This is a genomic window from Tychonema sp. LEGE 07196 (assembly GCF_963890365.1).
Taxonomy (GTDB): domain Bacteria; phylum Cyanobacteriota; class Cyanobacteriia; order Cyanobacteriales; family Microcoleaceae; genus Microcoleus.
In genome coordinates, this window is the sequence record NZ_CAWPRX010000087.1 from 15,487 (window position 1) to 30,432 (window position 14,946).

Below are 14,946 nucleotides of genomic sequence, written 5' to 3' on the forward strand. Positions count from 1 at the left end.
AGGGCATTGGCCCGCGCAGGGCATTGCTGCTATAGCAATCCCTCATCAGTTGTGAACTTCTTTGTTTCTCTCTTCTGTTTCTCTCTTCTCTTCCTCTGCGCCCTCTGCGCCCTCTGCGGTTCAAAAAAAAGAGATATCAGGTACAGAAAAGCGATTTCTGGATATTTTTACGCAACGCCGAGTAAAGTTTTGTAACAAGTTTCGTGAAAATGCGTAAAAATCCCGCGCCAAGCCTGATATATAAATGCTGATTCATAGTACGGCGATCGCCCTAACTTTATGCCAGTTGGGGCGATCGCTTTTTTTTACTAAGCTGACAACTGACTACTGACAACCGTCAACTGACAACCGTCAACTGACAACCGTCAACTAGCCACTCGATCGCGCCCGCCCGACTTAGCCCGATAAAGCGCCTTATCAGCAGTTTCAATCAACATCTTCGGCGAATTTTGATTTTCAGAAATCGTCGCCACCCCCATGCTGAGAGTCACGCAATCGGTGACAACAGACTTGGCGTGGGGAATTGCTAAAGCTTTGACGCGCTGGCGGATTCCCTCAGCAACAGCCTGTGCGGTCGCGATGTCGGTATTTGGCAAAATCACCCCAAATTCCTCGCCACCGTACCTAGCAGCTAAATAAAGGCGTTCTGCGGGTGCGTTCGTGCAACTATCCCCGATCGCCCGCGCGACTTGCTGCAAACAAGCATCCCCAGCCTGGTGGCCGTAATTGTCGTTGTAAAGTTTAAAACAGTCAATGTCGCACATAATCAAAGACAGCGGTTCAGAAATGCTCGAGAGCTCCCATTCCCGGTTGAGCACCTCGTCAAACCGGCGGCGGTTAGCTAACTGAGTCAGACTGTCCAAATTCGCCAACCCGTCCAACCGCTGGTTAGCTGCTGCTAGCTGCTGGTACAGTAAAGATTGTTCGATCGCGATCGCCACTTGAGTAGCCAACTGACTGAGCAAATCCATGTCAAACTGCTGCCACTGGCGGGGGGCAGAACAGTGGTGGGCAATCAGCAAACCCCACAACTTAGGTAATTGACAAGTAGGATTACCGTTGCGATTTTCGATTCCCTGCTGCACGATGGGCACAACTAAATTCGCTTTCACCTGACACCCTGCCAAAAAATTGACGTGGCACTCAGCAAAATTAGAAGTGTGAATGTCCTCGACCGCTCGAATTCTGTTCTTCAAATACTGTCCGACATAAGTATTCGCGAAACAGCAATCCTGTACACCCATACCCATCAGCGGCATCCATTCTTCCCCAACCGACTCCACCACCACATCTCCGTTCCAATCGGGTCGGAAGCGGAAAATAATCACGCGATCGGTTGCCAAAAATTCCCGCACTTCCGCTACTGTAGTGTTGAGAATATCTTCGATATCCAGAGAAGAACGGATGCGCGATTGAATCTGCGCGATCAGACGTTCCCGTTCTACCTGCTGCCGCAGCGCGACTTGCGCTTGCTTGCTTTGAGTAATGTCCCTACCTTCCGGCAGCAGCAATACTATTTTGCCAGTTTCATCCTCGACAGGTTTGAGAGAAAAATCAACTGTTGCCGTTTCATGTGCGCCTTGAACTTCCACTTCATAGCGAACAAATTCGCCCTTTGCCGATCGAGAAATTGCCTCTTGTAACTGTTCCCGAACTTCCTCAGAACTTCCCCACCACGGCCCCTCCCAAAACGGGCGGTTTGCCACATCCCGCAGCTTAATTCCCGCGAAATCTAGAGAAGTTTGGTTAGCTTCCAGCAGAGTGCCGTCCGGTTTCAATAAGCTGACAAATTGAAACGAAGAATCAAAAATTGCTCGAAAGCGCCGTTGAGAATCTCCCAACATTGCCGTCACCTTTTCGCGAGAAGTAATATCGCGGAAGCGCCACACCCTGCCAATAATATCTTGTCCGACTCGAATCGGCTGCGTGTAGCGCTCAAAAGTCCGACCGTCTTTAAAATCGAGAATATCGCAGCCTTCGGACTCCGCATCGCTATAAATTTCTTTAATTTTATGCAAAAAAGCTCTTGGGTCTCTAACGTGCTTGGTGAGAAATGTCAGCCGCACCGTTCTATCCATCGAGTTTCTAACTTCTTCATGAATCCCCCACATTAAAACTAACTTTTCGTTAAAACTAATCAGTTCTCCGGCGGTACTAACGGCAAGAATGCCATCGGTCGTTGCTTCCATAGTAGCGTGCAGCAAAGAGCGCGCTCGTTCTAATTCCGATGCTATTAATTTGCGTTCCGTGAGGTTTCGCACTGCTTTTACCTGCACTAAACGACCGTCGCAAACGACGAATTTACTCCGCACGTCAGCAGGAAAAGCAGTCCCGTCCCGCTTGAGAAAAATTGCTTCGCAGACTGTATTGGTGCTGGCGGAAATCATTTGTGGCGCTACTTTATAAGATTTTGGCGACAGCAGTTCCAGCAAGCTCATTCCCACCATTTCCTCTGGATTGTAACCGAACATTTCGGCAAAATCGCTGTTGACGCTCAAAATTGTGTCGCGGTCGGCGATCGCCACTGCTTCAAAATAAGCTTCGCTTTCGAGCAATTGTACTGCTGTATTGCTGCCATTTCCCACAGTATAACTGCTATTAATTAGCTGTTGTAGTTGCGTATTTGCCGAATACAAAGCTGCCATTGCTTGCCGATACATAGCAGTACGTTTTTCAACTTTTTCCGTGAGGCGATCGCGATATCTTCGCAGTTCCCTTTCTACTTTAATTAAATCTGTAATATCTACTGCAAACACGATCGCGCCCGCAATTTGACCTGTTTCATCTCGGTAAGGTATCCTATCTATTCGCACCCAGCATTTTTGACCGGAAACTGTGGGCAGAAGTTCGATTTTTCCCAGCTTGGGAACCCCCGAATTCATAACTTCCAAATCTTCTAAATAATATTGCTCTGCTTCGTCTGGATAGATTTCATAAAAAGATTTTCCTACCAATTGATTTGCTGGCAAACCTCTCGATGCAGCGGCAGCTTTGTTAATTCGCAGCAGGCGGCTTTCCCGATCTTTGTACCAAATCATTGCCGGCACAGAATCAAAAATAATTTGTTGTTCTTGGTGTTCCCGGCGCATTTCTGCTTCTGCTTGTTTTCTTCTAATTATTTCTTGTTGTAGTTTTGTGTTAGCTTTTTTGAGTTCTGCCGTGCGTTTTTCTACTCTTTCTTCTAGTCGGTCGTAGTATTTGCTCAGCAAGTTTTGTTGCTGTTCGCGCCGCATTGTTTCTGATTTAGCATTTTCGCTAGCTAACAAACTTGAAGATACAAAATCTGCTAATATTTTGGTTAATTCCTGTTCTTCTTCCGTCCACTGACTCCCGAAACTTTCACGTTCGGCGCTGATTATTCCTACCATTTGACCTGCTAGCACAATCGGTACGTTTAACAAAGCAGTCTGACCGCGATCGGCAAAATAAAGATTGGCAAGTTCTTGCGTTCTCGGGTCATCTTCTGCAGCCACAGTGGCGATGGTAGTTGCTAATTTTAAGGCTTGAAAATATGCCGGACAGTCGGCTGCTGTGACGATTATTTGTACTGAATGAAGTTTAGTATTTTCTTCGTAAAAGTCGATGCAGTGAAGCTGAGTTTTGTCTTCGTCGTACAGCCAAATGCTGGCTCGATCGCAGTTGACGATACTGATAGCGGCTTCTGTGACTTCGCGGATGAATTGTTCTATATTGTTGCGTTCTATAATTTGAATTTTGGCTAATTTGGCGATCGCCAAAGTTGGACTGCGCCAATTTTTTCTCAGGTTTGGCGACGCTGCTAGGGGCGAAGCCGCCTTAATTTCTTCACAAACTAACAGTACACTCGGTCGCTGGAAATTGACAATTGAGCGATCGCCATTATTGTCCTCTATTTTCCAGTCTACCCCAGCCAAAGCGCGCGCCGTTGCTTTGACCCAGATAACCCTACCATCTTTGCAAGTCAAGCGACCTTCCCAATAGGCAACTCCAGCAGCCAGCTTACCATTTTTTGCCTGTGTTAGTGCCGCAAATTCGGTCTGCATTTTCTCTTGATCTTGACAGTAAAATATGTTAAAAATTGAATGATAAATTAATTCCTGCGACCTGTAGCCGAGTCTCGTCTCGCCGAATTGATTGATTGAAAAAACTCTTCCCAAAGCGTCTAAAACGAAGTAAATGCCCGGAAAATTGTCGTAGAGAGTTCGATACCAATCCTGTTCAACTTGTTTGTTGCACGAAATGTTCGCTGCAGCGAGATCGCCGCCCGTACCGCCCAAGTGAGAATTGTGGTTTTCTGCGTTGCTTGAATGAATTTTTTTAGCAAACACTTTTAGCTTAACTCGACTGTAATTAATTTTACTTTCTGGAATTGAACTTTCTTGTGAAACTAAATTAAACCTGTTATTTGAAAAAAAAGTTACAAATTGTAACAAAGCTGTAACTTGCCCGGGGCGCTGGTTTTTGATTCCCGACGCAAATCCTCTGTTTGTTCGTAGTTGGTAGATTGTCTGTTGGCGATATTTCCCGCTAGTTGCGGTGCTAGCAGGTTGAGTTGCAATTACCGCGTCTGTACTTGTAGTATCCCCGACAATGGAACAAACCGACACTCAAGGATTTTAAGTATCTATGATAACACTCAACTATCTAATCTTGGGGCTGACCTACTTGGGTTTCGGTTTGGGATATTTGCCGGGGCTACGGATGAACCGGGCTGCGATCGCAATTGTCGGGTCAGCTTTTGCCGTAGCTTTGGGGATACTCGACCTCAAAACTGCTTGGGAGGCGATCGACCCCAGTACGATCGTTTTTTTGCTAGGAATGATGGTGATTAATTCTGCCTTGGAAGCATCGGGTTTTTTTCAACTAGCTTTAGAGTTTTTAACTCGCTTTACTCGTTCTCCCTTCGGCATTTTAGTAGCTGTTACTTTTGGCAGCGGTATTTTATCAGCATTTTTTCTCAACGACACTACTGCTATGTTGCTCGCCCCATTAACACTCACTCTAACTCGCTCATTATCCCTCAATCCTCTCCCTTATCTTTTGGCTTTAGCAGGAGGCACTAATTTAGGTTCGGTAGCAACAATCAGCGGGAATCCACAAAACATTCTCGTCGGCTCTTTTTCAGGAATTAGCTATTGGGAATTTTCCCGATCTCTCGCACCGGTAGCTTTAATTTGTTTACTGGTTCAAGTAATTTGGTTGTGGTGGCTTTATCCCGAAGTGCGCTCTTGCAAATCTTTGCCTGCGGTTTCTCAAGTTCGGTATCGCTTATTCAAGCCTTTACTAGCGAAAAGTTTGTTGGTAACAGCAGGACTTTTGGTAGCTTTTTTAGCCGGAGCACCTTTAGCCGAATCTGCCTGGATAGCTGCCAGTATATTGTTGATTACGAGGCGCGTCAAGTCCGATCGCATTTTGCAGCGCGTGGATTGGAATTTGCTAGTGATGTTTGCGGGATTGTTTATTGTGACCAAGGCCGTTCAACAACTCGGTTTGTTGGATAATTTAACTAATTTGACTGGTACGCCACTGAGTTTGTTGGGAATAACAGTAATTCTTTCTAACTTAATTTCCAACGTACCGGCCGTGTTAGTTCTGCAATCGCTGATTCCGAAAACAGATACACAAGCTTGGCTGTTGTTGGCCGCGGGTTCTACCCTGGCAGGGAATTTAACTCTGTTAGGTTCTGTAGCTAATTTAATTGTAGCTGAAATTGCAGAAAAAGCAGGCGATAGATTGACTTTTAAGGAGCATTTAAAGTTCGGGCTGCCGCTAACTTTTGTTACCTTGGGAATAGCTTATTTTTGGATCTAACTTGCAGAACAGCACCAGCCTAAAATTAGCAATTAACCAGCCAACAATCCCCTCATCTCTTCCCTTCCCCTTCTTCCTTTGCGTCCTTTGCGTCTTCGCGGTTCGTTACAACAGTAAAACTTGCAATTTTCCAAGGCTCTATCTTAAAACCTCGCCCTTGAGACAACTTCTCAGACAAATTTGCAGGTCTTTCTAACAAATCCACTGACTCTACAATCTCCAATTTTAAATCGCTATCCAATTCTAGCACAGCCTCTTTCCCCTCCGATTCGCAACACCGCAAAATCCAAACATTAGCATCATCTTCCGACTGTTTAAACGCCATCAGCGCTAAATTTTGGGCAGACAAATCCAAAAACTTGCCAACTGCGGGTAAACTCTTGTTTCGGTTTTCCCCTAACTGCGGGAATACCTTTACCAGCAGCGGCAAATTCAACTCGCAGCCGCGCCGAACTGTACCGGCATCTTGCCAATTTCCAGCGTGGGGATAGACTGCACAAGTAAATTCCGAAACTCCTCGATCTGCTTGTTCGTCCGGCCAAGTCGAACCCCGGAGTAAAGTCAGCCGGATTTGATTTGGTTGAATGTCGCAACCGTATTTACAATCGTTGAGCAAACTCACTCCAAAACCGTCATTGCTGATATCAGTCCAGCGCAAAATCGGTACTTCCCACTTGGCTTTTTCGGCGGGTGTTTGCGGTTTAGTTGTGCGATCGATCGCCCCGCCGGGAATTTCGCAAGTTACAAAATCTGCTTCTACATTTAACCCAAAAGCTGCTTTAACCAAAACGTGAGTTTCTTGCCAATCTGCAACCGTCTTAATTTTCAGCAGCGGCGAACCTTTTTCTAGCGTGTAATCTTGGCAAAACTCCGATTTACCAATTTGCAGAACTACCCGCAAACTCTGCCGCACTTCTCCCCGGTCTACCCAAGAAATCTCTTTGAGTACCGGCGCGGGCAATTGATGTTTTTGATAATTCGGATCGATATTCCAAGCATCCCAATATTGACCGCTATCTTGAAAGGCTTGCAGTTGATTTCCTCCGGCTGCATTCAACACTTCTCTGCGATTGACTTTATCCCAAATGCTGGATAAACTGCCAGTTTTTTCGTCTATTCTTGCCCGAATAAGTTCATTTTCCAAGACCGTTTCTAGGGCGGGAAAATGCGTTTCTTGACAAAGTGCGTTTTTTTGTGCTATACCGTATGTAAGTTTCGATAAATCTGTCTTGTTTTCGGTGGCTGGACTCGCGCCCGCATTACCCGCAGTTTGAGAGTCTTCGCGGCACAGCCAAAACACGCGGTAGCCGATCGCCGGAACATCCTCTGCACAAAATAACATGGTAAATTGCGATGGCGGTCGATCGGCCTTAACAACCTGCGAAACCAGCCTCTGTCCCGACAAATCGTAAATTTGCCAAGCTAAACCAGCAGAATCGGGAAGCGGTAGACTGACAACCTCAGAGCGCGACCAATTGAGAGTATTAAAAATCAGAATCGGTTGAGCGTCCGGCTGCGGGGGAGAAGGCAGAGAAATTTGAGCGGCGATCGCATCTAAAGATTGTAGCAAAATTTGGCGCGACGCGCGATCGGCCTCGGCAAAGGCTAGATTAGCACCCGCGTAGACTCGGGCGATCGCCGAACCGGGCAAAATATCGTGAAACTGGTTAAACAACACTTGTTTCCAAGCCGATTCTAACTCAGATTTCGGATAAACCGCACCCGTGCAAATCGTGGCCAGCGAAGAAAGCAACTCCGCTTGATAGAGCAATTCTTCACAGCGGCGGTTTTGGCGTTTTTGGTCAGCGCGAGTCGTGTAACAGCCCCGGTGGAATTCCAGGTAAAGTTCATCCTTCCAAATCGGCAAACTGCCGAGATTTTCGAGTTGTGAGCTAGAAGGATTTGCATCCGAAATTCTCGACAAATTGGCAAATTCTAGCGCCCGCAAATTCCCGACAGTTTCGCCAACTTGCAAATTCTCCTGATTGTCCGATTCTGGAACATCATTTTCGGGCAAAGTTGCCGCAACTTCCGGCAAAAACCGAGACTCAATCAAAGCCAAATAATCAACCGCCTTGGCAAACTCCAACCTGGGGAAAAAAGGCGACAATTTCCAGCGTTTCGCCACCTCTAGCATATCGCGAGTCGGGCCGCCGCCGTGGTCGCCAACTCCCGGCAACCAAAGAGCATCTGGCAAATTAGTTTTAACTTGCCAATCAAAAGCATAACTTGCCATTTTTACAGATTCTATACTTTCACCAATGGGAGCAGACATCATGCTAAATATTTTAGTACCATCCAACCCTTCCCACCAAAACGCACCGTAGGGAAACTGGGTCGAATCATTCCAGCGCAACTTCTGAGTCACAAAATAATCAACTCCGCCTTGTCGCAAAATCTGAGGTAATTGCCATCCAAAACCAAAAGTATCCGGTAGCCAAGCCACCCGCATCAATTCCCCAAACTTTTCCTTTGCATAACGCTGTCCGTAAACAACTTGTCGCACCATTGACTCAGCAGAAATCAAGTTTAAATCCGGTTCAACCCACATCCCGCCGACAACTTCCCAACGTCCGACAGCCACCTGTTTTTGAATCGCAGCAAACAAGTCCGGGCGGTGTTCTTCCAGCCAAGCATAAAGCGCCGGAGTTGAATGACAGAAAATCAAATCGGGAAACTTTGATTGCAATTTCAATACAGACTCAAAAGTTCGCTCTGCCGCTTCCCAAGTTTCCGGTACAGGCCACAGCCAAGCTAAGTCTAAATGAGCGTGACCGACCAAATAGATTTTACTTGTATATATAGATGTAATTTTGTCAGCTTCTGCCACCAAAGAAAGCCGACTTCTTCCTCCTCCCTCTGTGTTCTCTGTGGCCTCTGCGGTTAAATCATCTAACTCCCCAGAAAAAGATTTAATGTTGAGATTTTCACCTATATATATAGATGTACTGTACTGATTTTCTCCAACCTCAAAAACTCGATCTATTCTTCCCTCTGTGTTCTCTGTGGCCTCTGCGGTGACATCATCCAACTCCCCAGAAAAAGATATCCTCTCGCCATTTTCTCCAACCTCAAAAACTCGATCTATTCTTCCCTCTGCGTTCTCTGTGGCCTCTGCGGTTAAATCATCCAACTCCCCAGAAAAAGCCTGCAGATACCCAAGTAAATTGTGCCGCAAAACCGACAGAGAGCGATCGAACTTAGCGCGATTCGGCAAAGCCGACCAATCAATCAAATTAACCGCCAAATCAATCTCAGATTTTAGCAAATTCCCCTTGACAAACAAGGGATGATTTGCTATATTTTTGGTGGGGAGGTATTGGAAATTTTTATTTTCTAAATTACCGGCCAAAGATTTTTGCAAAATCTCTAATTCGTCGGCCACAAAACCCGGATCGAAACAAGCAGAATCTGCCGCTTCGTACAAGCAAATCGATCGCACTAAAGCACCGCTATCGTGCACCGGACTTACCAACCGCAAAACAACTAAAAATTCATCCCCAGGATTGACCGACGCACTCAACAAAACTCGATCGGCACAATCGAACAAATCACCTTGTCCGACCAACTCACCACCGACAAAAATCTGAGCATCTTCCGCCCACCAAGTCAAGCCCAGCAGCAACCGCAAACCAGCCACAGGATAGCCGTGCAAATTGTTAGGAATGACAAATTTCTGCCCTAAATAAACAACTTGCTTCCCAGATGGCCAAGCAATATGTCCTTTCCCGTTCAGTTCGGCAACCGGCCCGTTACAAATACCTACCGAACCCGCCGCCACCGCGTCACAATCGCAGTACCTCCAGCCAGACTGAACCTCCACTTGACTGAGGCGGCGCAAATTCTCTACAACTTCAGAAATATTATTGCTAGCGGGTGTCACAGAAGCGTTCATTTTTAGCTAAAATAGGAATTGCGTAGGAATCAGGATCGGAATCGAACCGCGCAGGCGCAAAGAACGCGAAGAAATAAGGGTTTCAGAGGGTTTGAAACTGCGATTAATATCCGGGTTTGATTTTACCAGAAAAATTAACTAATTCCGGCGCGAAATTATAGTCAGCCATTCAAGAATTAAACTTATGTCCGACGGTTACTACGGCCCATACCAAAGCCGAATATTAAATTTTATATCCAAACAGTCCCGTCAAGTCGCCGATAATTGCGATCGCACTTGGCGACAAATTAAACAAACAACCCTCAGCAGTACCCAAATTCTACTTTATCCAGCTTACTTGCTGGTGCAAAGTTCCCGAATGTTGACCAGACAGTTGCGGGAATCAAGTCCCAAGGTAGATTTACCCGAATTGCAAAAAGATGTTGGGGATGAAAATCCCGATTTGCTACAAAATTGGGATGAGGGAGAAACGTCGGAAAGTTCGATCGGCAAAATCCTGCACTTAGCCGAAAATCTTCTAAATCCGTCACAAACTGCCAAAACTTTAGCCAGTGCTCCGCTGTTAATAAATCAGACAAATCCAGCAACGGAGAAACCTGCTAGGGGTTTGCTTCCAGCCATCAATTTTTTTAGTGGAAAAACCACCAAGCATCAAACAACTTCCGCCTTAGAACATCCGCTGGCCAAAACTCAATTAGACAGCAAACCAAAAGTTAGCGCCATCGCGACTTTCATTCCGGCGCGCACTTTAGTTTTGGTGGGAAGAGAAAATCAGGTTTTAGATATTTTGACACCCCAACAGCAGGAACTGCTGGAAAATCGGATAACTTGGGAAGTCGCCAACAGCGGGCCGGAACGGCGGCACATTGCCCAAAAAGAATTAAAATTTAATCTCGGTTTGGAGTTGGCTGCTAAAAAATCTCAGTTAGCGCCGGTGCGTCGTTTTTGGGAATTGATGGCTTGGCTGCAGACAAGTCCGGTTGCGGTGAAAAGAAATCAGTTTGGAGAATCAATTTTCGCAGTCAAAAAATCGATCGACCGCAACGCTATTTTACTCCAAAAAGCCACAGCGCAGGTGGCTGCTGCGACAACCGCACTGCAGCAGTCGATTGCTCAATCACATTCCACCGATGACAATAGGCCAAAATTAGAAACTTATTTTAACAACAAGCTCGATCGATCGCCCAATCCTCTCTCCTTTGTTACCTTACTCGATCGCGCCGCCCTCAACCTCGAAGAATTTACCGTCCCCCCAGCCGCCAAAACCACCGCCGCCAATCCAGAGGTAAAACTTGATACGTCAGTTGCGCCAACCAATTTAGGTCTTACCGCCCGCGAAATCCTGGAAAAATACGCTCAAAACATCGAAAAAATGATTTGGTCATCAGTAGACCACCTACTGGGAAAAGAAACAGCAGCCAGCGATAGCACGGAGAAATCCGTAGCAATTAGGTATTATTTGCAACAGCCAGGACAGCTAGAGAAAACCGAAAACAGCCAGGAGGTCGATCGACCTTGGTTGAATTGGCAAGACTTATTCGGGGAACCAGGGCCTCCGCAGTCGATCGAGGGTAGTTCCGAACCCGACGGCGCAACAGATGAAATCTCAATATCACAAAACAGCTCAAAAGTCAAGGAGGAAATGGCAGAAGGTCGATCGACCGCCGTCTCAATGTCGCCCTACCCCAAATCAATTCACCGCCTGCTCGCCGGACTCAAGCAGAGCTTGCTAGCACCAGAGTCAAAAAGTCAACCCCAAAAAGCCTCAAATTTAGCAGTAACTCAAAAAAATAGCCCTGCACCCGCAACACCATCAACCCCTGGGGGGAAACAGGAAACTCAAGTGCCAAAATACACCAACCCCAACACCGCGCCAAACAGCCAATCCCCAGCAGCAATCACCCAGCAAACCAGCAAATATACCCCAACAGCCACAGCGGCCAAACCAACAAATCGCAGCGCCACCGTCCCGCCCGCAGACGAATACTTAGAAACAAAATCCCAATCAATGGGTTACATTAAACACCCGCTAGAACAAGTGCTCGAATGGATAGACCTACTCATGGTGCGACTAGAAAACATCCTAGAGCAACTCTGGAACTGGGCAAAAACCAATTGGCCAACAATCCTCCAAACCAAAGATAAAATTGAGTAATCTTTAGCCTATGATAAAAAAAGTTGCACTCGCAGCAATCAGCTCAGTATTAAACCATCTTTGGAGGCTCCCACAGTGCTAACCCTCAAAATCGTAGTTAATGTAGTTGTCCTATTTTTTGTTTCCCTGTTCATATTTGGATTTTTGTCCAATGACCCAGCCCGGAACCCCAACCGCAGAGACATGGAATAAGCCAGCTATCTGGGCCGCTAGTTCGGGGGCCCGACACCGCAGCCCCCGAACCAGGGCACGAAGCCACAAAAATGACTCAATCAAAACTTGACCTCGCACCACCAGCGAGGTTATCTTGTGGCAAAACAAACCCGTTTGCTAGGAAATATTCGCTGATTCCCGCGAAACATCTAGCAAGCAACCAAGTTTATAAAGATGAGCCAGCTAACAACTCCGCGCAGCAAAAAAATTTAGCTTAACTTTGAAACGCTGCCTGTTAAGTGCGAAAATTTGGACGATCGATTCTCAGCTATAAAAAACCTCTAAAATCTAAAATCTAAAATCTAAAATCTAAAATCGGATGACTCACCTCTTGTAACTATGCCATATCCGGTACCGCCGCCCGAACCACCTGCCATCATCTACATCGCGAAACCAAAGAAAGCAGCCCTAACTGTCGCAGCCAGTGATGGAGACACCCCCAGCAACTCCGTAGAAACACCGGAACCAAGTTCAGAAATCGTTCAGCCACCCCAGCAACCGGCCCAAGTAGAAGAAGCAGCAGTCCTCGATACCGCCCCAGCCACCAACCAACAGCCTCCAGAAATCGCACACCCTCCAGCCACAGTCGAAAGCGACGAAGCAGTAGCGGGATTTGGGCACCCGGTTGCTGCGGAAAAACCCGAAACTCCAGCAGCTAAGCAAGATTCCTCATTTACTGCTTACCAGCTAGGTTCGGTAGAAAATGCTGTGGCAGCTCGAAATCGCCAAAAAATAGTAGGGGAGCAGAGAAAAGAGGATAAGAATGCGCTAAAACCGCAAGAAAGTTGGTATCGGGCCCAAGGCCGACAGTTAGAAGAGAACGCTCCCGTACCAACAGAGATTCCCGTTCCAGAACCCGCGCCAGAACAGCCTCCCACCGAGCAGCAACAGTTCGAGATTCCCACACCAGGAACCGCCCCCGCACCAAGAACCTCCCCCAAACCCGCAACAACAGAGCCCAAACCAAAGCCCAAACCAGCCGCGCCGGGAGTCCGCACCGCACCATCTCAGCGGACGGTGCCTTTTCCGGTGAGTCCGGCCGATACCATCGAAATTAAGGCCGACCGCCAAGAATTTGACGACAAGCAGCAAATTGTCACGGCGGTTGGTAATGTTGTGGTGCGGTTCCGGCAAACTGTGATAGATGCCGATCGCGCGATCGTCAACCTAGTCACCCGCCAAGTGGTAGCATCAGGCAACGTCGCCTATACCCGCGGCCAACAAGTAGTCCGCGGCCAGCAGATGGAGTTCAATCTCGGCCTCAACTCCGGCGCAGTCGAACAAGCAAGCGGCGAAATATTCCTCCCCGCAGCAGGTAGCGAATTAACGCCCACACTACCCACAGATATTAGCGCCGGAACCATTCTCGAACAGCCTCTGAGCGATCGAATTACCAGCCAGCAGCCCCTGCGCCAAGTCAAATCCCCAGGAGCGGCCAGCGTCACCATCGGCGGCGGCGGACAGCTAGCAGCCCCCCAAGTTGTCGGCGCAGTCAACCGCATCCGCTTTGAAGCAGAACGCCTCGAACTTCTGCCCAACGGCGCCAGAGTCGCAACTAACATTCGGATTACTAACGACCCGTTTTCCCCGCCAGAATTTGAATACAGGGCGCGGAGGGCGACGATTAGAAGCATTTCGCCCACGGCTGAGGAATTAGTCACAAATTCGCCCCGCTTAGTATTTGACAACCGCATCAAAATACCCGTGTATCCCCGCAGACAAGTGTTTGACAGCCGACAGCAGAACGGCCCTTGTTTGACCTTTGGCTACGACGCCGGAGACAGGGGCGGTTTGTACGCCGAGTGCGGTTTTCAGGTGTTGCAAAACGGGCCGGTGCGGCTCACCCTGACACCCCAAATATACCTTCAGCGGGTCGTGGCAGATCACGGCGGCAATCCGTTTTTTCCCGACAGCTACGGACTCAAAGCGAAGTTGACCTCTAGGCTAGGCCCTCGTACCAATATCGAAGCCTCGGCGATATTTCTGAGTTTCGAGGATTTCCCGAATTTGCCAGAAGACAGCTTTCGGGGCAATGTGCGCCTGCGGCAGGCGATCGGCACTCACTCTCTAGCGGCAGAATACAGTTATCGCGATCGACTGTTTAACGGCTCTCTGGGCTATCAAACCGTGCAGAGCAGCCTCGGGGCAGTCCTCACTTCCCCCGTCATCGCACTCGGCAGCACAGGCATCAATCTCAGCTATCAAGCCGGGTATCAATTTATCAATGCTGACACCGATCGACCAGATTTGCTCGAACCAGTGCGCGAAAACAACCGCATCGATTTAGGCCGCGCCCAAGCCAGCTTCGCCTTGAGCCGCGGCTTCAACCTGTGGGAGGGTAAACCGCTACCCCGCACTCCCACCCAAGGTTTGAAGTACACGCGCAACCCAGTGGTTCCTTTCTTGCAACTAGCCTTGGGAGTCCGGGGAGTTGGCACTTATTACAGCAGCGGCGACACACAAAACTCGATCGCCAGCAGCGTCGGCATTCAAGGGCAGTTCGGCCATTTCTCCCGCCCTTTCCTCGACTACACTGGATTTAACGTGACTTACACTCAGGTAGCGCGGGACGGCATATCGCCTTATTTGTTCGATCGGCTAGTAGATTTGAAAGTCCTATCTTTTGGACTTGTCCAGCAAGTTTACGGAGGATTTCGAGTTGGCTTTCAAACAGCTATTAATTTAGAGAGCAAGGAAGCAATCAGTACGAACTACACTTTAGAATACAGTCGTCGCAGCTACGCAATTATTTTGCGTTTTAATCCTGAACGTCAAGTCGGCAGCCTGACTTTTAGAATTAGCGACTTCAATTGGAACGGCACTCCCCAACCTTTTTCTGGAGACGTGAAAACAGTAGAAGGAGGCGTCCGTTTATCCGATTAATTCAATTGGA

Annotated in this window: 6 protein-coding genes; 4 read left to right on the plus strand and 2 right to left on the minus strand. The window is 47.8% G+C overall.

The features are described from left to right. Positions 1-365: 365 nt before the first annotated feature. On the minus strand, positions 366-4,586 hold the full coding sequence (locus AACV78_RS10795) for a PAS domain S-box protein (protein ID WP_339383578.1): 4,221 nt from the start codon (positions 4,584-4,586) through the stop codon (positions 366-368). Between the two features lie 19 nt (positions 4,587-4,605). On the opposite strand from AACV78_RS10795, the gene AACV78_RS10800 reads away from it, so the two are divergent. Continuing rightward, positions 4,606-5,790, plus strand: a complete 1,185-nt coding sequence (locus tag AACV78_RS10800) for an anion transporter (RefSeq protein ID WP_194009979.1) — start codon at positions 4,606-4,608, stop codon at positions 5,788-5,790. Between the two features lie 52 nt (positions 5,791-5,842). Here AACV78_RS10800 and AACV78_RS10805 read toward each other — a convergent pair whose 3' ends face one another. Continuing rightward, positions 5,843-9,685, minus strand: coding sequence for an alpha-mannosidase (locus AACV78_RS10805; RefSeq protein WP_194009978.1), 3,843 nt, complete (start codon positions 9,683-9,685; stop codon positions 5,843-5,845). A 184-nt stretch (positions 9,686-9,869) separates the two neighbouring features. Between AACV78_RS10805 and AACV78_RS10810 the strand changes: the two genes are divergently transcribed. The 3 genes from AACV78_RS10810 (at position 9,870) to AACV78_RS10820 (ending at position 14,936) form a co-directional block, all read left to right on the plus strand. Beyond that, positions 9,870-11,840, plus strand: a complete 1,971-nt coding sequence (locus AACV78_RS10810) for a hypothetical protein (protein ID WP_194009977.1) — start codon at positions 9,870-9,872, stop codon at positions 11,838-11,840. 75 nt (positions 11,841-11,915) lie between these two features. Continuing rightward, a complete protein-coding gene (locus AACV78_RS10815) occupies positions 11,916-12,032 on the plus strand; it encodes a photosystem II reaction center protein I (RefSeq protein WP_039887172.1) in 117 nt (38 codons plus the stop codon). A 360-nt stretch (positions 12,033-12,392) separates the two neighbouring features. Further along, positions 12,393-14,936, plus strand: coding sequence for a DUF3769 domain-containing protein (locus AACV78_RS10820; RefSeq protein WP_194009976.1), 2,544 nt, complete (start codon positions 12,393-12,395; stop codon positions 14,934-14,936). Positions 14,937-14,946: the final 10 nt, after the last annotated feature.

Bases quoted from the DNA above. Each gene is read 5' to 3' on its own strand.
- AACV78_RS10800 (WP_194009979.1), top strand. From the start codon at position 4,606: ATGATAACACTCAACTATCTAATCTTGGGGCTGACCTACTTGGGTTTC.
- AACV78_RS10805 (WP_194009978.1), bottom strand. From the start codon at position 9,685: ATGAACGCTTCTGTGACACCCGCTAGCAATAATATTTCTGAAGTTGTA.
- AACV78_RS10810 (WP_194009977.1), top strand. From the start codon at position 9,870: ATGTCCGACGGTTACTACGGCCCATACCAAAGCCGAATATTAAATTTT.
- AACV78_RS10820 (WP_194009976.1), top strand. From the start codon at position 12,393: ATGCCATATCCGGTACCGCCGCCCGAACCACCTGCCATCATCTACATC.